This is a genomic window from Pseudomonas sp. LBUM1672 (assembly GCF_059695655.1).
Genome location: NZ_CP166781.1, coordinates 5,679,551 through 5,703,538, shown reverse-complemented (window position 1 = coordinate 5,703,538; position 23,988 = coordinate 5,679,551). Strand labels below are relative to the sequence as shown.

Genomic DNA, 23,988 nt, shown 5'->3' with positions numbered 1-23,988 from the left:
GCACATTACTAATATTGTCAGCCTCCGAAAGGGGGAGTATTAGTAATTTTCTATTGATGATCGCGAGTTAATGAATTAGTCAGTGTAACGTTCGTGATCAATACTCCCTCTCAGCCGATAGCCGGCAGTTAAAGACTGACAGAGGAAGAGATCGCATGAGTCAAAGTAAGACGCTGACCACCGCCAGCGGCGCTCCTGTCGCCGACAACCAGAATTCCCGTTCCGCCGGCCCTCGTGGCCCGCTGCTGCTCGACGACTTCCACCTGATCGAGAAGCTTGCCCACTTCAACCGTGAAAACATCCCTGAGCGTCGTGTACACGCCAAAGGCTCGGGTGCTTACGGTACGTTTACCGTAACTCGCGACATCACCCAATACACCAGCGCCAAACTGTTTGAATCGGTCGGCAAGCAAACCCCGACGTTCCTGCGGTTTTCCACGGTAGGTGGCGAACGTGGTTCGGCGGATACTGAGCGCGACCCACGTGGCTTTGCCTTGAAGTTCTACACCGAAGAAGGTAACTGGGACATCGTCGGCAACAACACGCCCGTGTTCTTCATCCGTGATCCGCTGAAATTCCCCGACTTTATCCACACCCAAAAACGTCTGCCGCAAAGCAACCTGAAAAGCGCGCAGATGATGTGGGACTTCTGGTCGCACTCGCCTGAGGCGCTGCACCAGGTCACCATTCTGTTTTCCGACCGTGGCATTCCTGACGGCTATCGTCACATGCACGGCTTCGGCAGCCACACCTACAGCCTGATCAACGCCAATGGCGAGCGGCATTGGGTGAAGTGGCACTACAAGACCAAGCAAGGGATCAAGAACCTGGCGCCTGCAGATGCAGCACGCCTGGCCGGTACCGATCCGGATTACGCGCAGCGTGACCTGTTCGGAGCGATTGAGCGCGGTGACTTCCCGAAATGGCGCGTGTGCATCCAGATCATGACCGAGGCCCAGGCCGCAGCGCACTACGAAAATCCGTTCGACGTGACCAAAACCTGGTCGCAGAAAGAGTTTCCGCTGATTGAAGTGGGCGAACTGGAGCTCAACCGCAATCCGCAGAACTACTTCGCCGAAGTCGAGCAGGCGGCGTTCGGTCCGAGCAACATGGTCCCGGGTGTCGGTCTTTCGCCGGATCGCATGCTCCAGGGCCGCGTGTTCGCTTACGCCGACGCGCACCGCTACCGCATTGGCACCAACCATCAGCAACTGCCCGTGAACGCGCCTCGCAGTCCGGTGAATAGCTATCAGCGCGATGGTTCGATGGCGTTCGGCAGCAATGGCGGTGCGGCACCAAACTATGAGCCGAACAGCTATGTCGATTCGCCAAAACAAGCGCCGCGCTACGCTGAGCCGGCTTTGGCATTGAGCGGCGCCGCTGACCGTTACGATCATCGCGAAGACACCGACTACTACAGCCACGCCGGTGCACTTTTCCGACTCATGAATGACGAGCAGAAAACTCTGTTGGTCAGCAACATTGCCGGCGCGATGGCTGGTGTTTCCAGTGATGTGGTTGATCGCCAGTTGCAGCATTTCTACAAGGCTGACCCGGCGTATGGAGAAGCAATCGCAAAGGCACTCAACGTACAGCTTAACGAAGTCTAAACGAGAAGCAGAACCGCCCTCATTTGGGCGGTTTTTGCGTTATTTGAACTGCTTTTCTCAGAATATCTTCGCTTTTATCGCGCGAACGGAGTGACCAAACAGTCGCCTTGGTTCAAACTACAGACTTTCAAGCAGGGAGATGTAGGGCGATGCAAGGCCACCCAGATGTAATCGATTACCTCAACACGTTGCTCACCGGCGAACTGGCGGCGCGTGATCAATATTTCGTCCATTCGCGGATGTATGAGGACTGGGGTTTCACCAAGCTCTACGAACGAATCAACCACGAGATGGAAGAAGAAGCAGGGCACGCCGATGCCCTGATGCGCCGCATCCTGATGCTGGAAGGTACGCCGCGCATGCGTCCGGACGATCTGGATGTGGGTACCACGGTGCCTGACATGCTCGCCGCCGATCTGCGCCTGGAATACAAAGTCCGCGCCGCACTTTGCAAGGGCATCAAGCTCTGCGAGCAGCACAAGGACTATGTCAGCCGCGAGATGCTGCGTGTTCAATTGCATGACACCGAAGAAGACCACACCTACTGGCTTGAAAAGCAGATGGGTCTGATCAAGTTGATCGGTCTCGAGAACTACCTGCAGTCGCACGCCTGATTCCACCGGATACAAAAAAGCCCCTGTCACCGACAAAGTGACAGGGGCTTTTTCATGGCTGTGATTCAGGCCTTGTCGCGAGCCAGCAGCGGCTTGAGGTAGAAGCCGGTGTGAGACTGCTTCATCTCCGACACTTCTTCCGGGGTACCGACAGCAATGATCTGTCCGCCCTTGGAGCCGCCTTCCGGCCCCAGGTCCACCAGCCAGTCAGCCGTCTTGATCACATCCAGGTTGTGCTCGATGACTACCACTGTGTTGCCGTGGTCGCGCAGTCGATGCAGCACATCCAGCAGTTGCTGAATATCCGCGAAGTGCAGGCCGGTGGTCGGCTCATCGAGGATGTACAGGGTCTTGCCGGTATCGCGCTTGGACAGCTCGCGGGACAGTTTCACCCGCTGGGCTTCACCTCCCGACAGCGTCGTCGCCGATTGTCCCAGCTTGATGTAGGACAGGCCCACGTCCATCAACGTCTGAAGCTTGCGCGCCAGTGCCGGAACCGCATCAAAGAACACTCGCGCTTCCTCGATGGTCATCTCGAGGGTTTCGTGGATGCTCTTGCCCTTGTACTTGATCTCAAGGGTTTCGCGGTTGTAGCGCTTGCTCTTGCAGACGTCGCACGGGACATAGATGTCCGGCAGGAAGTGCATTTCCACCTTGATCAGGCCATCGCCCTGACACGCTTCGCAGCGTCCGCCCTTCACGTTGAAGGAGAAGCGGCCTGGGCCGTAACCACGGGAGCGAGATTCCGGCACGCCCGCGAACAATTCACGAATCGGCGTGAACAGCCCGGTGTAGGTCGCCGGGTTGGAGCGCGGCGTACGGCCGATCGGGCTCTGGTCGATGTCGACGACCTTATCCAGATGCTCCAGGCCCTTGATGCTGTCGTGAGCGGCAGCCTCAAGCGTCGTTGCGCCATTGAGTGCCGTGGCGCTCAAGGGAAACAGCGTGTTGTTGATGAGCGTCGACTTGCCCGAGCCGGACACACCGGTGACGCACGTCAACAGACCAATCGGAATGTCCAGGTCGACATTGCGCAAGTTGTTGCCGCGAGCGCCCTTGAGGGACAGCGACAACTTCTTGTTACGCGGTGTGCGTTTGGCTGGAACCGCAATCTTCACCCGGCCCGACAGATACTTGCCGGTCAACGAATCAGGGTGAGCCATGACCTCGGCCGGCGTACCTTCGGCGACAATATGCCCACCGTGGACACCCGCGCCCGGCCCAATGTCGACCACATAGTCCGCGAGGCGAATGGCATCTTCGTCGTGTTCGACCACGATCACTGTGTTGCCGATGTCACGCAGGTGCTTGAGCGTGCCGAGCAACCGATCGTTATCACGTTGATGCAGGCCGATCGACGGCTCATCGAGAATGTACAGAACCCCCACAAGGCCGGCGCCAATCTGACTGGCCAGACGAATCCGCTGAGCTTCACCGCCGGACAAGGTGTCGGCACTGCGGTCCAGTGAAAGATAGTCGAGACCCACGTTGACCAGGAACTGCAGGCGCTCGCGGATTTCCTTGAGGATCTTGTCGGCAATTTCTCCGCGGCGGCCGGTCAGCTTCAATCCGCCGAAATATTCACACGCATCGCCAATCGGCAGATTGGTCACCGCCGGCAGCGTCTTCTCGCCCACCCAGACGTGCCGCGCCTCACGACGCAGGCGCGTGCCGCGGCAATCCGGGCAATGCTGGGTGCTGAGGAACTTGGCCAGCTCTTCACGCACCGAAGCCGACTCGGTTTCGCGGTAGCGGCGTTCGAGGTTCGGCACGATGCCTTCGAACGGGTGCGAGCGTTTGACGATGTCGCCGCGGTCGTTCAGGTATTTGAAGTCGACGTTTTGCGAACCGCTGCCGTGCAGGATGAATTTCTGCTGATCGGCCGGCAGGTCGTTGAACGGCACTTCGAGGCTGAACTTGTAGTGTGAGGCCAGCGACCCGAGCATCTGGAAGTAATAGACGTTACGCCTGTCCCAGCCGCGAATCGCGCCCTCGGCCAGCGTCAGCTCGCCGTTCACCAGGCGCTTGATGTCGAAGAACTGCTTGACCCCCAGTCCATCGCACGTCGGGCAAGCGCCCGCCGGGTTGTTGAAGGAGAACAGCTTGGGTTCGAGTTCGCTAATGGCATGACCGCAGATCGGGCAGGCGAAGCGCGCGGAGAAGATGATCTCTTCGCCGGGCTCGTCGTCCATCGGCGCTACCAGCGCAATGCCGTCCGCCAGCTTCAGTGCGGTCTCGAACGACTCGGCCAGGCGCTGTTGCAGGTCGGCGCGAACCTTGAAGCGGTCAACCACGACATCGATCGAGTGCTTCTTCTGTTTATCCAGCTTCGGCAACTCGTCCAGCTCGCAGAGCCGGCCGTTGACCCGCGCCCGGACAAAACCCTGGGCACGCAGTTCTTCGAAGACCGACAGATGCTCGCCTTTACGCTCGCGAATCACCGGGGCCAACAGCATCAGCTTGCTGCCCTCCGGCTGGGCGAGGACGAGGTCGACCATCTGGCTGACGGTCTGCGCTTCCAGCGGAATGTCGTGATCCGGGCAGCGCGGAATACCCACGCGTGCGTAAAGCAGGCGCAGGTAGTCGTAGATTTCGGTGATGGTGCCGACCGTCGAGCGCGGGTTGTGCGAGGTCGACTTCTGTTCGATGGAAATGGCTGGCGACAAACCTTCGATGGTGTCGACGTCAGGCTTTTCCATCATCGACAAAAACTGCCGGGCATAGGCCGACAGCGATTCGACGTAGCGGCGCTGGCCTTCGGCGTACAGCGTGTCAAACGCCAGGGACGATTTGCCGGATCCGGACAGGCCGGTGATGACGATCAGTTTGTCCCGTGGCAGGGTCAGGTCGATGTTCTTCAGGTTGTGGGTTCGGGCCCCACGAATCAGGATCTTGTCCAAAGTGGCCTCGCTTGGCGGGCGTCGAAAACGTAGGAGTATACGGCCAAATACTGGATGGATGCACACTATCAAACGAGCGGATTTGTGTCTTACATGAAGAGTCTGTCAGCGGAGCGCGTCAAAGCGTCGCGATATACCCCGTCAATCGATGGGACTGGTAGAATCGCCGCCGGTTCACATGAGGTTTTTCCATGCACGATCCCCACAGCGAACGCATGAGTGGCAGTGAGACGCGCGCAGCAAGCGGTCTGGCCCTGGTGTTCGCCTTCCGTATGCTTGGCATGTTCATGGTGTTGCCGGTACTGGCGACCTATGGGATGGATCTGGCAGGGGCGACCCCGGCCCTCATCGGGCTGGCGATTGGCGCTTACGGCCTGACCCAGGCGATTTTCCAGATTCCTTTCGGCTTCATTTCCGACCGCATCGGCCGCCGTCCGGTTATTTACCTCGGGCTGATCATCTTCGCCCTCGGCAGCGTGCTGGCGGCCAATGCCGATTCGATCTGGGGCGTCATCGCCGGACGGATCCTGCAAGGCGCCGGGGCGATTTCCGCTGCGGTGATGGCGCTGCTGTCAGACCTGACCCGGGAACAGCATCGGACCAAAGCCATGGCCATGATCGGCATGACGATTGGTCTGTCGTTCGCTGTCGCCATGGTGGTAGGACCGTTGCTGACCCGCGCCTTCGGTCTGTCCGGGTTATTCTTCGCCACGGGTGGCATGGCGCTGTTCGGCATTGTGATTGTGATGTTCATGGTGCCGCGTTCCACCGGCCCGTTGCAGCACCGTGAATCCGGCGTCGCGCGTTCGGCGCTGATCCCGACGCTCAAGCATCCGGACCTGTTGCGCCTGGACCTGGGCATTTTTGTGTTGCACGCGATGTTGATGTCGAGCTTCGTTGCCTTGCCCCTGGCCCTGGTCGAAAAAGCCGGGTTGCCCAAAGAGCAGCACTGGTGGGTCTACCTGACCGCGCTGCTGATCTCCTTCTTCGCCATGATCCCGTTCATTATCTACGGCGAGAAGAAACGCAAAATGAAACGAGTTTTATTGGGCGCGGTGCTGACGCTGATGCTCACTGAGCTATTCTTCTGGCAGTTCGGCGATAGCCTGCGAGCTCTGGTGATCGGGACGGTGGTGTTCTTTACCGCGTTCAACTTGCTCGAAGCTTCGTTGCCATCGCTGATCAGCAAGGTTTCACCGGCAGGCGGCAAAGGCACGGCGATGGGGGTTTATTCCACCAGCCAATTCCTCGGTTCGGCGCTGGGCGGGATCCTCGGCGGTTGGCTTTTCCAGCATGGCGGTTTGTCGGTTGTATTCCTCGGATGCGCCGGCCTGGCTGCCCTCTGGCTGGCCTTTGCTGTTACCATGCGCGAACCACCTTATGTCACGAGCCTGCGCTTGCCGTTGTCGCCCGAGGCGATCCGGGAAGCGGGTCTGGTTGAGCGCCTGAAGGCCGTCGTAGGGGTAACAGATGCGGTAGTCGTTGCTGATGAAGCGGCGATTTACATCAAATTGGACACAGAACTATTGGATCGCACCACCCTTGAGCGCCTGGTGAACAACCCGGCCGAGGCAGCGTGCGTAGCCTAGGAGAACGTTATGGCCCGTGGGGTTAACAAAGTCATATTGGTCGGCACTTGCGGCCAGGATCCCGAAGTTCGCTACTTGCCTAACGGTAACGCCGTGACCAACCTGAGTCTGGCGACCAGCGAACAGTGGACCGACAAGCAAACCGGTCAGAAGGTCGAGAAGACCGAATGGCACCGTGTTTCGATGTTCGGCAAGGTGGCCGAGATCGCCGGTGAATACCTGCGTAAAGGTTCGCAGGTCTACATCGAAGGCAAGCTGCAGACCCGCGAGTGGGAAAAAGACGGTATCAAGCGTTACACCACTGAAATCGTGGTCGACATGCAAGGCACCATGCAACTGCTCGGCGGCCGTCCACAACAGGGCGACCAACAAGGCGGGGGCAATAACTATCAGCAGTCTGCCCCGGCTCCACGCCAGCAGGCGCCGCGTCCGCAGCAGTCGGCACCGCAACAGTCGCGTCAGGCTCCGGCTCCACAGCAGGCCGCTCCGCAGCCAGCACCGGATTTCGACAGCTTTGATGACGATATCCCGTTCTGAGAAGCAGCTACTCGATAAGTGACACCAAAAAAAGCGAAGCCATTAATCCGGCTTCGCTTTTTTGTGGGCACTGTTAAAGGGATAACGTCGTGACGTTGGCCCGCGCGGTGTGCAGTTTTTTGTAGCTCTCGATAAGGCGCAGGTGTCTGTCGAGCCCCTCCAGCTTCATGCTGGTCGGCGTCAAGCCATGGAAACGCACGCTGCCGTCCACCGAGCCGATCGCTGCATCCGTGCGCTCGTTGCCAAACATCCGACGGAAATTGGCCTCGTAGTCTTCCAGTTCCAGGTCTTCGTCCAGCTTCATCTCCAGCACCACATTGACAGCCTGGTAGAACAAGCCGCGCTCAACGGTGTTGTCGTTGTACTGCAGGAACATTTCCACGGCCTCTTTCGCCTCTTCATATTGCTGCAAGGCGAGATAGATCAGCAGCTTCAACTCCAGGATCGTCAGCTGACCCCAGGCCGTATTGTCGTCAAACTCGATGCCGATCAAGGAAGTGATGTCGGTGTAGTCGTCCAACTCGCTCTCCACCAGACGCTCAACCAGCGCTTGCAGTTCCTCTTCGTCCAGGCGATGCAGGTTCAGGATATCGGCGCGGAAGAACAGCGCTTTGTTGGTGTTATCCCAGATCAGATCGTCCGCAGGATAGATTTCCGAATAGTCCGGCACCAGGATGCGGCAGGCGGTTGCACCAATGTGCTCATACACCGCCATGTACGCTTCTTTGCCCATGCCCTCGAGAATGCCGAACAGCGTTGCGGCTTCGTCGGTGTTCGAGTTTTCGCCCTGGCCGGAGAAGTCCCACTCCACGAATTCGTAATCGGACTTGGAGCTGAAGAAGCGCCACGACACCACGCCGCTGGAGTCGATGAAGTGTTCGACGAAGTTATTCGGCTCGGTCACCGCATGACCTTCAAACGTCGGCTGGGGCAAATCGTTGAGGCCTTCGAAGCTGCGACCCTGGAGCAATTCGGTGAGGCTGCGTTCGAGCGCCACTTCCAGGCTCGGGTGCGCGCCGAACGAGGCGAACACACCGCCAGTACGCGGGTTCATCAACGTGACGCACATCACCGGAAATTCACCGCCCAGGGATGCGTCCTTCACCAATACGGGGAAACCCTGTTCTTCCAGCGCCTGAATACCGGCCAGGATACCGGGGTATTTTGCCAGCACATCGGCCGGCACATCGGGCAATGCAAATTCACCTTCGATGATTTCGCGTTTGACCGCGCGTTCGAAGATCTCCGACAGGCACTGCACCTGGGCTTCGGCCAGCGTGTTGCCGGCACTCATGCCGTTGCTCAGGAACAGGTTTTCGATCAGGTTGGACGGGAAATACACCACCTCGCCGTCGGACTGGCGCACGAACGGCAGCGAGCAGATGCCGCGCTCTTCATTGCCGGAGTTGGTGTCGATCAGGTGGGAGCCGCGCAGCTCGCCGTCGCGGTTGTAAATCTTCAGGCAGTACGCGTCGAGGATTTCCGTCGGCAGTTCATCTTTACGGCCAGGCTTGAACCAGCGTTCGTCCGGGTAATGCACAAACGCTGCGTTGGCGATGTCTTCGCCCCAGAACTGGTCGTTGTAGAAGAAGTTGCAGTTGAGTCGCTCGATAAACTCGCCCAACGCCGATGCCAGTGCGCTTTCCTTGGTCGAACCCTTGCCGTTGGTAAAGCACATCGGCGAGTGCGCATCGCGGATATGCAGCGACCACACATTGGGCACGATATTGCGCCACGAGGCGATTTCAATCTTCATGCCCAGGTCCGCCAGAATGGCCGACATATTGGCGATGGTTTGCTCCAGCGGCAGATCCTTGCCCGCGATGTAAGTGCTCGCCTCTGAACTGGACGCCGGCATCAGCAATGCCTGGGCATCGGCGTCGAGGTTGTCCACCTCTTCGATCACAAACTCCGGCCCGGCCTGCACCACTTTTTTCACGGTGCAACGGTCGATGGAGCGCAGGATGCCCTGGCGATCCTTGTCGGAGATGTCCGCCGGCAACTCGACCTGGATCTTGAAAATCTGGTTGTAACGGTTTTCCGGGTCAACAATGTTGTTCTGCGACAGCCGGATGTTATCCGTGGGGATATTGCGCGTGCTGCAGTACAACTTCACAAAGTACGCGGCGCACAACGCCGACGACGCCAGGAAGTAGTCGAACGGACCCGGTGCCGAGCCATCGCCCTTGTAGCGGATAGGTTGATCGGCCACCACCGTGAAGTCATCGAACTTGGCTTCAAGTCGAAGGTTGTCGAGAAAGTTGACCTTGATTTCCATGGGGGATTACCAGAATAACGGCTAGACGAATGGCCGCCATTATCCGGTATTTCAGCTGTAAGTCTTGCGAGCGTCTTGTGATATGTCCCCAACGGGCCTTTTTTAGCAGTCAGTCGAGGATCAGATGCGGCAAGAAGCGACTCGAATCCTTGGTGATCAGGCTGTTGTCCTCTCGCACACCGATCCCCGCCGCCTGATCGCCGATCACCCAGGAGCCAATCAGCGTGTAGCTGTCGCCAAAACGTGGCAGCGGCGCGAATTCCTGAAGGATAAACGGCGCATCGGTGTAGGGGCCGTCCTCTTTCACGATCAGACCGTCAGCGGTTTGCAGCTCGATGTTGGCGCCTTCCCGCGAGAAGAACGGCTTGCGCACCCAGCCCTTCGGCACTGCTTTGTTCGGGTCAGCATCCAGGTGCGCCGCGAGCAGGTTCGGGTGACCTTTGTTGAATTCCCACAACAGCGGCAGGATGCCTTTGTTGGAGATGATGGATTTCCACGCCGGCTCGAAAAACTGCGTATCACTCTGGGCAATCGCGGCACCAAAGGGCTCGTGGAAGATGAACTCCCAGGCGTGCAGCTTGAACAGGTGAGGAATCCAGCGTTCTTCGAGGTCGACGAAACGTCCGTCACTGGTCAGGCCGATGTCTTCGATATCGATGTGGCGTGATTCGATGCCGACCTTTTCCGCCACCAGCCGCAGGTAATCGGTGGTGCCCTTGTCTTCGACCGAGTCTTTCATCGAGGCGAAGTAGAAAGGCTGCTTGAGCTGCAATTGCGCGAAGGCCTGATGCAGTTTGGTGTCGATGCTGTTGAACTGGTCGGCATGCTTGGGCAGCACGCCGCGTTCGATGCATTGCTCCAGCCAGCCCCACTGAAACGCCGCCGCCTCATACAGGCTCGTCGGCGTGTCGTAGTTGAGTTCCAGCAACTTGGCGGGACCGGTGCCGTTGTAGGAGAAGTCCATGCGCCCGTACAGGTGCGGGTGACCTTCAAGCCATGAGGTGCGGACCATGTCGAAGAATGGTGCGGGAATGCTCAGGCGCTCCAGCAACTCCTCGCTCTGCACCACGCGGGCCACCAGATCCAGGCACATCTCATGAATCTCGGTGGTCGGGTCTTCGAGATCGTTCTCGATCTGCTTGAGCGTGAACTGGTAATACGCGCTCTCGTCCCAGTAAGGTTCGTTGTCGATGGTATGGAACATAAAGCCGAGACTCTCGGCCGTCTGCTTCCAGTCAGGACGTTCTGCGCATTGGATCTTCTTCATGGCCCGGTTTCCTTAACTGCTCGATCCGCCGCCGCCCCAGCCGCTGCGTGCGCTGGCCTTGCTGCCGAAGCCGCCACGGGAGGTGGACGAGGAAACGGAAACCGGCTTGCTGGTAGAAGAACGGACCGAGTCGGCGTAGTTGCTGCTGCCGTACCGCGCCTGATTGGACTTGGTGAACGTCGAGCCCTTGGCAATCCGCTGGCTGAGCGTCGAGTTCGAGTAGCTGCCGCGATCATCGCGATAGCGATACACCGGCTCGGAGTAGTAGCTGTTGCGGTTGCTGCTCAGCATGTTGCCGATCAGCAAGCCGGTCAGCAGGCTGCTGGTGGAGAAGCCCGAGCCACCCGTGTTCGCCGTTTCCGAGGCGGGTAATTGCGCCTTGGCGGCGTCCACCTGGGATTGCGTCACCTGGCCATCGGCGGTCAGTTCGAAACCGCCGAGCTTGGGGATGAACTTGCCGGCGGAATCCTGCTGGCACCAGTCGGCGACAAAGTCGGCATCGCAATCGGCCTGGCTGTCGTACACCGGCGCAATGCGGCGATGCTCGGCCATGGCCGTCATGTAGGCGTCCGAGCAGACGTCCACCGGAAGCTTTTCATCGGCGCACTGCTGAACGGACTGGAAGTTGTACTTCTTTTGCACCGCGTAGGTTTTTTCCGTCGGTCCGCAGCCGGATATCGCCATGGCGACCGACGCTGCCAGCGAAAGCTGAACGTACTTGCTTCGTTTCATCGGGATCTCCGGGCGCAATCAGTTCTGGGAAGGGGTCATGCACGCGGCGTTCAACATGCCGACGCTGATGGCCACGGCTGCGACGTAGATGCCGGCCGCGATTTCACCTTTCTTGATGCGTTCCGAGGTGCCTTTGAGCACCAGGCTGGTGACCAGAAACGCCAGCAGTTGCACGAGGGCCGCGATCACTGCCCAGACAACGAAGTCGAGGATGCTGATCGAGTACGCAATCACGTTGCTCGCCGGAATGGCGAAGCCGATGACGGCGCCGCCCAGGGCAATTGCAGCGGCTACGTTGCCCGAACGGATCAGTTCGAACTCCTTGTGCGGGGTGATGCGGGTGTAGATGAACTGGAACAGCGCGAACAATACCGCGGCGCCAAGGATGTACGAAACAAACCCGAACACGGCGGCCTTGTTCAGGGAGATGGAGAGTGCTTCTAGCATGGACTTCTTCCTTTTTTAAAACGTATTCAGGTCGGTTGTGTACAGCGAGATGCCTAGCGACGTACTCAAGCTGATGGTGCCTTCGGCGTCTTCCTCAACGGAAAACAGCAGGAACTCCCTGCGATCGGTCAGGCCGGTTTCGCGGGCGTACAGCATCGAACGGTGCTCGATGCCGTAGGACTCCTCCGGATTTTTCAGCTGTTCGCTCAACGCCACCAATTCTGTCTGGCCATTCTCGGTGCCCCATTCGCGGGTGTATTCGACGCCGTTATGGGTGTAGGTCGGCAGCCCGATCAGGCTTTGCGGACCGGCCAATCGGCGCAGCTCCGCTTCACTGCTGATGGTGATGTAACTGAGGTAGTTGAACAGGATCACCGACTCGACCTGCCCGGCAATTTCGCCGGTGGTGTGTACCTGCAGCCAGTAGTCTTCGTCGTTCATGTAATAGCGCGACAGCCAGGTCGACTGCCCGAGATCGACGGTGCCGTTGCTCCAGATCTGCTGGGAGCCCGGGATGGTGACCGTGGTGTTGCCGTCGAGCAACAATCTCAGGGAGGTGTCGAACATCACGCCCTTGCCCAATCCCAGGCCCAATGGGCCGGTGGCCGGTGGCGGGGTTTCGTTGGCGGTCCATTTCGACTCTGGCGTCGCGTTCGGGGCCTCAAGCCCCATCAACTGTTTAAACCATCCCATTGGAGATTTCCTTGAGGCGAGTGGAGGCGATGTAGAAGAGTTCGCCGCCCTCAACGCGGGTGGCGCCGGGCGGGTTGATCGACGGTTGTCGGGCGCCCTTGGCGCGATAGCCGATGAGCGTGGCGTTGTGATGTTCTTTCATCCGTGTGTACAGATCGCCAAACGTCGCTTCAAAGGCCTCGGGCAGTTTCATCAGGTATTGGGTGGCGCCTTGACCCACGCACAGCAGTTCATTGATGACCACTGACGAGCCCGGATCCTGAGACGCGCGCACCAACATCTCGATGGCCATGCTTGAAGTGCATTCCAGACTCGGCGCATAAGCGCTGGCGAGTGCGGCGACTTCACTGTCATTGAAGTGGGCGACCACATGCCCGACAGGCTTCAGTTGATTGACCGCCAGCACCGTGGCCAGGGTCAGGTCGTCTGAATGGGTTCGCACCAGAACGCGTTCGGCACCGGGAACGCCAGCGCGTAGTAGCAACGCAACCGAAGACAGACTTTCACCTTTGATGAAGCTGGCTTTGCCCGGCATCGGGTTTTCTTCAAGGGTGCAATCGCAAATGACGATCAGGTTGTCGTTCGAGGTTTCGTCCTGAAGCAACAATTCAATGACCCGCTCACTGGACGCGCCTTCCCAGCCGATGAGAACCGTATGGCCGACCTTGCCGGTGAAATCGCCTTTGCCCTTCATGCCTTTTCTCCATGCATCAATGACGCTGCTGGTGGTTTTGCCGATGGCTGCCGTCAGCAGCGCAATGCCCCCGAGCATGACCCAGGTGGCCACGAAAATCCGTCCCGCCGCTGTCTGTGGCGCGAGATCGCCATAGCCGACGGTGAGTGTGGTGGTCAGATAGAAGTAAGTAAACGTGGCGGGGGCGGTGAGGTGTTGTTCGCCCAGGAGCACCAGGCCCAGATACGCCGTGATCAGGTGCACGCCCAAGGCAATGACCAGACCTGCCCAGCCGAAACGGTGGAAGAGGGACGAGGCATACATGCGCAGTAAAAGGAAAATCGACATTTCGTCCCTGACTCCGTGGGTGCTTGTTCCTGGCGACGTCATCGCCTCGGCGTCTGAATGCGCAAGTGCGTTCAACCGGCGGCATTAAACCTGCTGCGCGGCGCGGAGAAAAGTACCTTGGCTGCAATAAATCCGGCGAGTGCACCAAACAGGTGACCTTCGAAGGAAACACCCTGGCGAGGCAGGAAGCCAAAAATCAGCCCGCCGTAGAGCAAGGCAACGACGCCGGCCGTTATCAGGTTGCCCCAGCTCCTGTGGAACCAGGCGCGGGACAAGAGGTACGCCCACAGTCCGAATACCCAGCCGCTGGCGCCGATGTGTATGCCTGCAAAGCCGAACAGCCAGACCAGTGCGCCGCCCAGCAGAATAATGATCGCGCTGACCGCAATGAACCGGTTGAGTCCTTCGATGATGACCAGGGTGCCCAGTATCAAAAAGGCAATCAGGTTCGCGCTCAGGTGCGCAAAGGAAGCGTGCAGGAAAGGCGAGGTGATGATGCCGAGCAGACCGTGCACGGTTCTCGGGATCAGGCCGAAGGCCATGAGGCTGTAGCCGGTCGCGACGTTGAACAGTTGCAACGCGACCATGAGGAGCGCCAGGCCTGCGATTGTCTTGAAACCCTTCAGGGCATCCATCCTTGACCTCGATTCACTGAAAACTGAAACGCAATCTATTGTGGGAGCGAGCCTGCTCGCGATGGGGGCGTGTCAGTCGACATCAATGTTGTCTGACAAACCGCAATCGCTAGCAGGCTAGCTCCCACAGGTTATGCGTTCGACCCGAGAGTCGATTACTCAGCCGATTTTTTCTTCAGGCGTTCCAGAATCGCATTGGCGCTGCCTTCGTTCGGCGTGATGCCGGCGTCGCGCAGTTTGCGTTCCAGGTCAGTACCGGTCGATGCATCGGCCAGTTGGTCCTGAGCTTCCAGTTCAGCCGCGCGTTGCTGCTGCTTGGCCTGCAGACGGTTCAATGTACCGACAGCGGTTTCCAGCTTGCCGTTGGCGCCGCCACTGGCGATCGAAGCACTGACCTGGGCTTTCTGTACGCTTTCGCGCGCCTTGGCCATGTCCACTTGCTGGCGCAGGCTTTTGATGCGGTTTTCAGCCTTGGTGATGTCTTTGCGCATGTTTTCAGCGTAACCGCCGAATTCAGTGGCCTGCTTTTGCTCGACGTCCAGCTCGTTGGTCAGGGTCGAAATGGCTTCGGCCACTTCCAGGGCGAGGTCTTCACGGTTGGCCTGGATCGCGGCCAGGGCCTTGGATTCCAGGTCCTTGATCTTGGCGTTGTACTCGCTGACGCGGTCAGCCGACAGTTTGTGCTTGGCCATGATGGTGACCAGTTCACGCTTGGCGTTGGCCAGGGCGCTGTCCGCATCGCGGATTTCCTGGTCGAGGATGCGCAGGGCCTGTTGGTCGACAATCGATTCGCCGACTTCGTTGGCACCGCCGCGCAGCGCGGTGAACAATTTGCTCCAGATGGACTGAGTCATTGGATATTTCCTGATACCGAATAATTAATTGAAGAAACGTTCGAAGGCTTCGCTGGCGCGCTGGACGTTATCGACCAGGGTTTTCACCTCGGTCACGATGTTCGTCAGGCTGGAGTCGGAGCTCAGGGCGCCGAACATGTTGTAGACAATCTGCCCGTTCGGCATGGACTCGATACCGATCGAGGACAGCGGGAACATCTCCCGGCTGCGCAGCACGGCGTCATTGAAGGCCGGCACGTCGTTGATAGACTCGATGTCGACCAGAACGGTATCGACGATGATCTGCTCGCCCACCACCGCGATGTAAATCGGCAAGCCACCGAAATCGTTCATTTCCAGCTTGATGCTGGATTCGGAGCCTTGAACGAGAGAAAGCGTGATGTCGTTCGAAACCACTTCGTCCAGGGCCTGAAGGGCGCTGAAGAGGCGATCAATGTTCCAGTTTGTACCTGCGCTCATGTAATTCTCCGACATGAATGAGCCAGCCAGAATCGGTTGGCGAAGCTGTTTCTCCATCTGCTTGAGCAGGCTTCGGTTTTCGGGAAGCACCCAAGTCTCGTGTTTCACATAACCGGCGGCACCCAGGCCCGCGCGCATCTGCTTCATGTAAAAGCTCGACGGTTTTTTCGCGGACGGTTTCGCGCGCTCTCCCTTGCGGCTTGCTGGATCGGTCTCGGGCCCGGTTGGGGGGCTCGATGGAGAGCTGCTTTTCATGGGGCTGACCTCGATGTGAAAAACTCACGCGTGGGAAACACTACAGGCAATTTTTGCCACTCTCAATAGCTCACGCGTGAGATTTTTTGCATTACTTTTTTCAGTCAGCAAAAAGGGCCCGCAGCGCTCAAGCGCGGCGGACCCTTTTCGGAAGTTGATCAATAAGTTAAGAGATCAGCGGCTGGCCGCCAGGAATTCGTCAGTGGAAATCACGTTCGCATAGGCAAAACCCAGGGCTGACATGAAGGCAGCGTGAACGTGGGCGGCAGGCACTGTGACGCCGTTGAATTCCAGGTCGCGTGAGGCACAGGCGTCGTGGACGACGGTGACGGTGTAGCCAAAATCGGCCGCGGCGCGGGTGATGCCATCGACGCACATGTGGCTCATGCTGCCGACGACCACCAGTTCCTTGATGGCTTGCTCGTCGAGGATCGATTTGAGTTCGGTTTCACGGAACGAGTTGACGAAGTGCTTGAGCACCACCGGCTCGTCGGCACGGTTCAGGACTTTGGGGTGCAGCTTCGCGCCTTCCGAACCCGGGGTGAAGAACGGGGCTTCGTCAGAGGTGAATTCGTGACGGATGTGCACCACCGAATCACCAGCATCACGAAAGGCTTTGAGCAAACGGACGGCGTTGTCGGCGGCAGCATCGGCACCGACCAGCGGCCACTTGCCTTGGGGGAAGTAGTCGTTTTGGATATCGACTACGATGAGTGCTTGCTTGGCCATGGCTGTTTCCTCGAAATGTGTGTGTTGGGTGTGGAACGAAGTATTGGCTCTGGCAGGCCGTCAGGGGATTGGCCGCACCGACAATAGAAGGGGGAAAACTGACAATGGATGCACAAAGGGCAATCGCCGAACTCGGCGTGCTGATTTATCCCGGCGCGCAGATGGCGGCGGTGCACGGGTTGACCGATCTGTTCGGCGTGGCCAACCGGATTGCCGCCGAGCATCAGTCTGCGCAGTTGCCGTTGCTGCGGGTCAGCCATTGGCAGGTTGATGGCGAGCAGCCGCCGGAGCGGATCTACGACAGTCATCCAGCGCCGGACCGCGCCTTGGTGGCGGTGTTGATTCCGCCGTCGATCGCAGGGTTTTCCGAAGGCCAGGCACCGCAGGCGTTGATCGACTGGATGCGTCAGCAACATGCGCAGGGCGCGACGCTCGGTGGCATCTGCGTGGGCTCGATTCTGTTGGCGGAAAGCGGTTTGCTCGACGGCCGCAGTGCCACCACCCACTGGACCTCGGCCAAAACGTTCGCCGAGCGTTATCCGGCGATCAAGCTCAAGGCCGATACGCCCATTGTCGACGACGGCGACTTGATCACCACCGCCGGGCTGATGGCCTGGTCCGAGCTGGGGCTGCGTTTGGTAGACCGTCTGCTCGGCCCGAGCATCGCCACCGGCACTGCGCGTTTTCTGGTGGTGGAGCACAGCGACAGCGCGAGTGAATGTGGCAGCAACTTTTCACCGATTCTCAGCCACGGCGACGCATCGATTCTCAAGGTTCAGCACTGGCTGCAAAGCACCGGGGCCACCGATGTGTCGTTGACAGCGATGGCCGAGCGGGCGGGGCTGGAAGAACGCACGTTCCTGCGCCGCTTCCGCGCAGCGACCGGCTTGAAACCCACCGAGTATTGCCAGCACCTGCGGGTCGGCAAGGCGCGGGAAATGCTCGAATTCACCAACGGCACCATCGACCACATCGCGTGGACCGTGGGCTATCAGGACCCGGGGGCGTTCCGGGCGACGTTCAAGAAAATTACCGGGCTGGCACCGAGTGATTACCGGTCACGGTTCGGCGTGACGCCCACTGCCGCAACCCGGTAGTTGTAACACCCCCAATTCCCTGTGGGAGCGAGCAGGCTCGCTCCCACAGGGAATCAGTTGAAGGCCAGGATCGTGCAAAATGCCGGAGTCGCCGATGGGCGTCGTGCAGAATCGAGCAGGCGTCGTGCCATTACGATTCCTGCAACCGACTGAATTCAAGGCCATTTCGATCCAGCCGCCCTTGGCTTGATCTCTGCACCCCTTCAACTACATTCATCAAAAGCCGATTGAAGGGGGACGCATGACCCCAACAAACCGCAAGAAACTGGTGGTCGCCCACTCGGTCCGCCCCGAGGCGCCCCAGCACGAAGTCGAAACCAATCGCGCACTCGCCCGTTGGCTGGCGCAAATCCTCGGGCTCAAGTTCGGTGGCAGCTACGATCCCGAACTTCATAACGGCCGCGATCTTTATCTCTTGCCGACCCAGACCCTGGTCGGCGTCGCTGCCGCCCGGGCATTGGGCGTCACGGGGCCGGAGGATATGTGGGGCGGCTACGTCGATCACGATTTCATCTGCACCAAAGCCATCAGTCACGGGTTGCGCAACAAAAATGCGCACGCCCCGGAAGGCTGGTCACCGTTGTTTTCCGAACGCGTACGCAGCGTGGTGCTCGATGGCCTCAGCGTGTTCTCGTTCGACGATGCGCGACCGGCGGCTGAGCATTTGCTCTACACCGGACCGATCCGCATCAAGCCGATTCATGCCTGCGCCGGACGAGGCCAGGAAGTGATCAAAAGCCTCGATCAGTTCGATGCGGTTCTGGCTCGTCCCGATGCCAAGGCGCTGTTCAACGAAGGCGTGGTGCTTGAGCAGGATCTCGACAAAGTGATCACCCACAGCGTCGGCCAGAGCTTTATCGGCGGCAGGGTGCTGAGTTATTGCGGCGATCAATACTTGACCGAAGACGGTCAGGGCGAGCAGGTTTATGGAGGTTCCAATCTGCTGGTGGTGCAGGGTTACTACGAAGACCTGCTGAAACTGGACCTGCCTGACGATGTGCGCCTGGCGATCCAGCAAGCGCAAGTGTTCGACAGTGCCGCAGACGAGGCCTACCCCGGTTTCTATGCCTCGCGCCGCAACTATGACATCGCCCAAGGCCTGGACAGCAATGGCCAACAGCGAAGCGGTGTGCTCGAACAGTCCTGGCGCATGGGCGGTGCCAGCAGTGCCGAAGTGGCGGCGTTGCAGAGCTTCGTCAACGACCCCGGAATGCGCGCGATTAGCGTGTCTTCGGTGGAAACCTACATCGATCAACCGCTGCCGGCGGACGCCATCGAGGTGTATCGCGGACCGGCGCAAAACAGTGACTTTCTTCTCAAGTACGTAACGGTCAAATCCTATGACGGCTAGAAGCGAAACCATTCAGATCGACATCGACGATGAACAAATGAGCGGGACATTTCTGAGCCCCAAATCGAAAGTCCCCGGCGTGTTGTTTGTGCACGGTTGGGGCGGCAGCCAGGAGCGGGATCTGGAACGGGCCAAAGGCATCGCCGGTCTGGGGTGCGTGTGCCTGACGTTCGACTTGCGCGGGCACACCGGCGGCACCGGTATTCCGCTCACTCGCGTCACCCGTGAAGACAACCTGCGCGATTTGCTGGCGGCGTACGACCGCTTGCTCGCCCATCCGGCGCTCGACACCTCCGCCATTGCGGTGGTCGGCACCAGCTATGGCGGTTATCTGGCCTCGATCCTGACTTCGTTGCGCCCGGTGCGCTGGCTGGCGCTGCGGGTGCCGGCGCTGTATCGCGACGATGAATGGCACACGCCCAAGCGTGAACTGGACAAGGCGGATTTGCGCGATTACCGCAACACGCTGGTACGCGCCGACAGCAATCGCGCCCTGCATGCGTGCTCGCAATTCACCGGGGATGTTCTGCTGGTGGAGTCCGAGACCGACGACTTCGTGCCTCACGCAACGATCATGAGCTACCGCGCCGCGTGCCAACAGACGCATTCGCTGACGCACCGGATCATCGACGGCGCCGATCACGCGTTGAGCGAACCGGTTTCGCAGCAGGCGTATACGTCGATTCTGGTGGACTGGATTACCGAGATGGTGGTTGGCGAGCGGTTGAGCATTATTCAGTCGAAATGAGTGGGGATCTTTCGGACGCCTTCGCGGGCAAGCCCGCTCCCACAGGGTCTCTGGTGAATACACTATCTGTAACACCGCAGAACCTTGTGGGAGCGGGCTTGCCCGCGATGGCGTCCTCGAAATCAACCTGACTCTTTGGGCTTTTTGGCAATCCGCAGCGACTTCGCCTTGGCCTCCACCACCAGATACATCACCAACGTAATCAGCAACGGCAAAATAAAATAGATCGCCCGATACGCCAGCAACCCCGCCACCAGGCTCCCCCGCGAAGCCTCATGCTGCAACAACGCCACAAATACCGCCTCCAACACCCCGAGCCCCGCAGGAATGTGGGTAATCACCCCGGCAATCGCACTGATCAGCAACACCCCGAGCACCAACGGATAATCCAGCTTGCTCGGCAGCAACGTGAAAATCACCGCTGCCATCAGCGACCAGTTCAGTGCCCCGAGGGCCAGTTGCAGCACCGCCATACGCAGCGACGGCAGATTGATTTCCACCCCGCGTATTGACCATTCCCGACGCCTGGAAAACTGACACGCCGCCAGATACCCCGCGCTCAGCAACAACAGCAACACGCCAACAGCTTGCAATGCACCGCTACTCAGCTTCCAGCCCGGAGGCATTCTGACCAGTCCGCTGCTGAACACCGCGCCCGCAATCACCATGTAGCCGAACCAGTTGGTCGCCAAGCTCAATCCGAGGATTTTCGCGATGTTGCTTTTGCTCACCCCGAGTCGTGAATACAAGCGATAACGCATGGCAATGCCGCCGACCCACGCGCTCAGGTTGAGGTTGAAGGCGTAGCTGATGACCCCCACGGGCAGGATCTGTTTCCAGGTCAGGTCCTGGCGGATGTAGGTGCGGCCGATCAGGTCGAAGCAGGCGTACACCAGAAAACTCACCAGCGTCAGACCGGACGCAATGATCAGCGTGCGCACCTTGAAATTGGCCAGGGTATGGAACACTTCATCCCATTCGATGCGCTGGGCAAGCATCGTCAACAGCACGATCAGCGCCAGGAAAAACAGCATCGTCAGCGGCTTTTTCCAGCGGCTCCAGCGTGTTTTCTTTTCCGGGGCAGGTGCTGTGCTGTCGTCATGAGGTGCCGAGTGAGCTTCAACGCGGTCCATGGTGGTCGCTCCCGGCTTGATGAGTAAAGGGTTTCAGACGAGGTTTATGCGCTGGCAGCCAACCGGCCCAGGCCGGGAAGTGGCGCAGGAAGTGAAACACCAGAAAGCCGACGGTCATGTGCCAGATCCGTCCGCGCGGTGACTTTTCCACGGACATGGCTTTGCAGTGGTTATTGCTCAGCACCTCAAGCCGTTCGAACAGGTCGTGATTGAAGGCACGGTCGCGGATCAACACATTGGCTTCCAGGTTCATGGACAGGCTCAACGGGTCGAGATTGCTTGAGCCAACGGTGCTCCAGTCCTCATCCACCAGCGCGACTTTGCCGTGTAGCGGGCGTTCGCAATATTCAAAGATCTGCACCCCGGACTTGAGCAGATAGTCGTAGGTCATGCGCGCGGCCAGTTTGGCCACCATCATGTCTGGTTGGCCTTGCAGAATCAGGCGCACGTCCACGCCACGGCGCGCGGCGTTGCGGATTTCACGCAGCAAGCGGTAACCCGGAAAGAAGTAGGCATTGGCGATCACGACGCGGCGCTGGGCACTGCGCAGCACCTGGCGGTAAACCTCTTCGATATCCGTCCGGTGGTCGCCGTTGTCGCGGTACACCAGGCGAACCTGGCCGTCGTGATCGCTGAAGGCCAGTTCCGAGCGCCGCTGCCGGCGGCGTTGCCACCAGTATTTGGCGCGGGCCGGGCGGCCACTTTGCAGCAGCGCGAAATGATGGATGTCAGCCACCGCCGGACCTTGCACTTCAACCGAATAATCCTGCTTGGCCTCGGGGCCGAAGTCGGCCAGATGGTCGGCGGAAAAGTTGATCCCGCCGATGAACGCAATCGTGCCGTCCACTACCACGATCTTGCGGTGCAGACGGCGGAACCAGTTGGTGCGGATGCCCAGATGCTTGGGCGCCGGATCGAATATTTGCAGGCGCACGCCGGCTTGGCTCAACGCCGCGAGATAGCCGTTGCTCAACTCGCCACAGCCAAACCCGTCGAGGCTGGCGGTGACCCGTACGCCGCGTTGGGCGGCTTCGATCAGCACTTGCTGCAGCTCATTGCCGACCTTGTCCTCGAACACAATGAAGGTTTCCAGGAGGATTTCGGTCTTGGCCTGGCGCATGGCCTCGAACACCCGCGGGAAATAGGCTTCGCCGTTTTCCAGCATTTCCACAAGGTTATTGCCCTGCCAGCCGTATTCGACGTCGACCACACCGGGTTCACGCACCGGCGGGTTAGTCGGCACGTGTTCAACGGTGGCCTTCTCCATCGGGGCGCTGCTCATAGCTCGATCTCCACCGATAGCGGTGCGTGGTCGGAAAGGTGTGACCAGGGCCGCGCCGCCAGCACTTGCGGACGGCTGGCCTTGAGGTTGCGCACATAGATGCGGTCCAGGCGTAGCGCGGGCAATCGCGCCGGAAAACTGCGTGCCGGTTTGCCGTGGTGTTCGGCGAACACTTCGCGCAGGCCGCAGGGCTTGAGCAGCGCATCGGCCCGCAGGCGCCAATCGTTGAAGTCGCCGGCGACGATCACCGGGGCGTCGTCCGGAAGGTCTTCAAGGCGTTGCGCCAGCAACTTGAGTTGTTCCGTTCTATGGGACTCACGCAACCCCAGATGCACGCAAATGGCGTGCAATTCCCGGCCATCGCCCGGCAGGCGCAACACGCAGTGCAGGATGCCGCGGTTCTCGTGGCCGCTGATCGAGACGTCGAAGTTGTCGTTGCGAATGATCTGGAATTTCGACAACAACGCATTGCCGTGATCACCCGCCGGGTACACCGCGTTGCGGCCATAGGCAAACTGCGGCCACAGGGTGTCGGCGAGGAATTCGTACTGCGGCATCGCTGGCCAGTTGCTGTAGCGCTGCGGATGATGCTCGTGGGTGCCGTGGACTTCCTGCAAAAACACCACGTCGGCGGACACGCTGCGCACCGCTTCGCGCAATTCCGGCAGGATGAAGCGCCGGTTGAGCGCAGTGAAACCCTTGTGGGTATTGACCGTCAGCACGGTGAAGCGGCGCACGGCGGTGATGATCGGTTGCTGTTCGTCGGTGGTGCCGACCGGTTCGGAAATGCTCATGGCAATACCCCTTCGGCAACAGGTTCTCCAGGGGCGGTAGCGAGGTCCTTGTCGAGATGGAAGTGCTCAAGCAAGCGCCGAGCATCGAAGGGCGCGCGGACCTTGATGTCGTTGTCGAAATAGCAGAAAACTTCCCGGGACTTGCGCGCTTTCGGTTTCTGCCGAGGTGCGATCAACTGTGGATCGGCGGGTTGCTGGCCGTGGTTCCAGGCGTCGATCCGCTCGCCCCAGCGTTCCAGCGCCTCGGGGGTGTAACCGCTGGCATAGAGTTCTTCGGTGCCGTGCAGGCGCAGGTAGACGAAATCACTGGTGACGTCTTCGCGGTACGGCCATTTTCCGGCGGTGTCGGCGATCACCAAGGCAACGTTGTAGCGTTTGAGCAGGCGCACGAACGCCGGGTCAATAAAGGTCTCGTTCCTGATTTCAACGGCATGGCGCAGCGGCTTTTTCTTGTACGCCTTCATGCTGGCGGGGCCGTGCAGGTGCGAATCGTGCTGGCGGGCGAGGGCGGCGGCCTGCTGGGTGTCGTGGGGCAATTGCTTGAGGAAGCTTTCGAACAGCTCGACGTCAAATTTGAAGTTGGGCGGGAACTGCCAGAGGATCGGACCGAGTTTTTCTTTGAGCTCGAGGATCCCGGAGGCAAAGAAATTCGCCAGCGGTTTATGAATGTCCCGCAGGCGTTTGATATGGGTGATGAACCGCGGGGCTTTGACGCTGAACACGAAGTCCGCCGGGGTTTCTGCGTACCACTGGGCGTAACGTTCAGGCCGTTGCAGGGCGTAAAAGGATCCATTGATTTCGATGCTGTTGACCGCCCGTGACGCAAATTGCAATTCGCGCTTCTGGGTCAGCCCCTTCGGGTAGAAACCACCCCGCCAGGGTGTGTAGCGCCAGCCTGAAATACCGATATGAATCGCCGCCATGTCGCCTCCCGTCTAATGGTCCTCGGTTGCCACTGTCTTT

22 protein-coding genes are annotated in these 23,988 nt (G+C 59.3%); 7 read left to right on the top strand and 15 right to left on the bottom strand.

Features of this window, described 5'->3' with window-relative positions:
* Positions 1 to 155 precede the first annotated feature (155 nt).
* Both ACA053_RS26075 and bfr read left to right on the top strand, forming a co-directional pair.
* A complete protein-coding gene (locus ACA053_RS26075; protein ID WP_497394018.1) occupies positions 156 to 1,610 on the top strand; it encodes a catalase in 1,455 nt (484 codons plus the stop codon).
* A gap of 149 nt (positions 1,611 to 1,759) precedes the next feature.
* Positions 1,760 to 2,224, top strand: a complete 465-nt coding sequence (bfr, locus tag ACA053_RS26070) for a bacterioferritin (RefSeq protein ID WP_007943775.1) — start codon at positions 1,760 to 1,762, stop codon at positions 2,222 to 2,224.
* Between the two features lie 65 nt (positions 2,225 to 2,289).
* Here bfr and uvrA read toward each other — a convergent pair whose 3' ends face one another.
* Positions 2,290 to 5,124, bottom strand: coding sequence for an excinuclease ABC subunit UvrA (gene uvrA, locus ACA053_RS26065; protein ID WP_497394017.1), 2,835 nt, complete (start codon positions 5,122 to 5,124; stop codon positions 2,290 to 2,292).
* A gap of 191 nt (positions 5,125 to 5,315) precedes the next feature.
* On the opposite strand from uvrA, the gene ACA053_RS26060 reads away from it, so the two are divergent.
* Together ACA053_RS26060 and ACA053_RS26055 are read left to right on the top strand one after the other, a co-directional pair.
* Positions 5,316 to 6,713, top strand: a complete 1,398-nt coding sequence (locus tag ACA053_RS26060; RefSeq protein ID WP_497394016.1) for an MFS transporter — start codon at positions 5,316 to 5,318, stop codon at positions 6,711 to 6,713.
* A 9-nt stretch (positions 6,714 to 6,722) separates the two neighbouring features.
* Entirely contained in the window at positions 6,723 to 7,250 is a 528-nt protein-coding gene (locus tag ACA053_RS26055; RefSeq protein WP_016969466.1) for a single-stranded DNA-binding protein, read from the top strand.
* 73 nt (positions 7,251 to 7,323) lie between these two features.
* Here ACA053_RS26055 and ACA053_RS26050 read toward each other — a convergent pair whose 3' ends face one another.
* From ACA053_RS26050 to ACA053_RS26005, 10 genes are all read right to left on the bottom strand, one after another.
* Complete coding sequence (locus ACA053_RS26050; protein WP_497394015.1) at positions 7,324 to 9,528, bottom strand: OsmC domain/YcaO domain-containing protein; 2,205 nt, start codon at positions 9,526 to 9,528, stop codon at positions 7,324 to 7,326.
* Between the two features lie 109 nt (positions 9,529 to 9,637).
* Positions 9,638 to 10,795 (bottom strand): glutathionylspermidine synthase family protein, encoded by a 1,158-nt coding sequence (locus ACA053_RS26045; RefSeq protein WP_497394014.1) that lies wholly within the window; start codon positions 10,793 to 10,795, stop codon positions 9,638 to 9,640.
* 12 nt (positions 10,796 to 10,807) lie between these two features.
* Positions 10,808 to 11,527 (bottom strand): DUF1190 domain-containing protein, encoded by a 720-nt coding sequence (locus tag ACA053_RS26040; RefSeq protein WP_109635248.1) that lies wholly within the window; start codon positions 11,525 to 11,527, stop codon positions 10,808 to 10,810.
* Between the two features lie 18 nt (positions 11,528 to 11,545).
* Positions 11,546 to 11,974: a DUF350 domain-containing protein gene (locus ACA053_RS26035; RefSeq protein ID WP_109635246.1), complete on the bottom strand. Its 429-nt coding sequence runs from the start codon at positions 11,972 to 11,974 to the stop codon at positions 11,546 to 11,548.
* A gap of 15 nt (positions 11,975 to 11,989) precedes the next feature.
* Entirely contained in the window at positions 11,990 to 12,667 is a 678-nt protein-coding gene (locus ACA053_RS26030; RefSeq protein WP_109635244.1) for a DUF2491 family protein, read from the bottom strand.
* A complete protein-coding gene (locus ACA053_RS26025; RefSeq protein ID WP_109635242.1) occupies positions 12,654 to 13,688 on the bottom strand; it encodes an ion channel in 1,035 nt (344 codons plus the stop codon). Before ACA053_RS26025 ends, ACA053_RS26030 begins: the two co-directional genes overlap by 14 nt.
* 71 nt (positions 13,689 to 13,759) lie before the next feature.
* A complete protein-coding gene (locus tag ACA053_RS26020) occupies positions 13,760 to 14,323 on the bottom strand; it encodes a rhomboid family intramembrane serine protease (RefSeq protein ID WP_497394013.1) in 564 nt (187 codons plus the stop codon).
* 155 nt (positions 14,324 to 14,478) lie between these two features.
* Positions 14,479 to 15,177, bottom strand: a complete 699-nt coding sequence (locus tag ACA053_RS26015; protein WP_497314019.1) for a PspA/IM30 family protein — start codon at positions 15,175 to 15,177, stop codon at positions 14,479 to 14,481.
* Positions 15,178 to 15,201: 24 nt separating this feature from the next.
* Positions 15,202 to 15,783, bottom strand: coding sequence for a YjfI family protein (locus tag ACA053_RS26010; protein ID WP_010467297.1), 582 nt, complete (start codon positions 15,781 to 15,783; stop codon positions 15,202 to 15,204).
* A 282-nt stretch (positions 15,784 to 16,065) separates the two neighbouring features.
* Positions 16,066 to 16,620: a cysteine hydrolase family protein gene (locus tag ACA053_RS26005; RefSeq protein WP_497394011.1), complete on the bottom strand. Its 555-nt coding sequence runs from the start codon at positions 16,618 to 16,620 to the stop codon at positions 16,066 to 16,068.
* A 104-nt stretch (positions 16,621 to 16,724) separates the two neighbouring features.
* Here ACA053_RS26005 and ACA053_RS26000 point away from each other — a divergent pair, with 104 nt between their 5' ends.
* The 3 genes from ACA053_RS26000 (at position 16,725) to ACA053_RS25990 (ending at position 19,816) form a co-directional block, all read left to right on the top strand.
* Complete coding sequence (locus ACA053_RS26000) at positions 16,725 to 17,717, top strand: GlxA family transcriptional regulator (RefSeq protein WP_497394009.1); 993 nt, start codon at positions 16,725 to 16,727, stop codon at positions 17,715 to 17,717.
* A 241-nt stretch (positions 17,718 to 17,958) separates the two neighbouring features.
* A complete protein-coding gene (locus tag ACA053_RS25995; RefSeq protein WP_497314013.1) occupies positions 17,959 to 19,068 on the top strand; it encodes a DUF3182 family protein in 1,110 nt (369 codons plus the stop codon).
* Positions 19,058 to 19,816 (top strand): alpha/beta hydrolase family protein, encoded by a 759-nt coding sequence (locus ACA053_RS25990; protein ID WP_109635233.1) that lies wholly within the window; start codon positions 19,058 to 19,060, stop codon positions 19,814 to 19,816. The genes ACA053_RS25995 and ACA053_RS25990 overlap by 11 nt, the downstream gene beginning before the upstream one ends.
* 122 nt (positions 19,817 to 19,938) lie before the next feature.
* Here the strand turns inward: ACA053_RS25990 and ACA053_RS25985 are convergent, their stop codons facing one another.
* From ACA053_RS25985 to ACA053_RS25970, 4 genes are read right to left on the bottom strand one after another with little or no spacing between them, the layout of a single operon-like run.
* Positions 19,939 to 20,949, bottom strand: coding sequence for a lysylphosphatidylglycerol synthase domain-containing protein (locus ACA053_RS25985; RefSeq protein ID WP_497394008.1), 1,011 nt, complete (start codon positions 20,947 to 20,949; stop codon positions 19,939 to 19,941).
* On the bottom strand, positions 20,936 to 22,231 hold the full coding sequence (clsB, locus tag ACA053_RS25980; protein WP_109635229.1) for a cardiolipin synthase ClsB: 1,296 nt from the start codon (positions 22,229 to 22,231) through the stop codon (positions 20,936 to 20,938). Before clsB ends, ACA053_RS25985 begins: the two co-directional genes overlap by 14 nt.
* Positions 22,228 to 23,025, bottom strand: coding sequence for an endonuclease/exonuclease/phosphatase family protein (locus ACA053_RS25975; protein ID WP_109635228.1), 798 nt, complete (start codon positions 23,023 to 23,025; stop codon positions 22,228 to 22,230). The genes clsB and ACA053_RS25975 overlap by 4 nt, the downstream gene beginning before the upstream one ends.
* Entirely contained in the window at positions 23,022 to 23,948 is a 927-nt protein-coding gene (locus ACA053_RS25970; RefSeq protein ID WP_109635226.1) for a DUF72 domain-containing protein, read from the bottom strand. Before ACA053_RS25970 ends, ACA053_RS25975 begins: the two co-directional genes overlap by 4 nt.
* Positions 23,949 to 23,988: the final 40 nt, after the last annotated feature.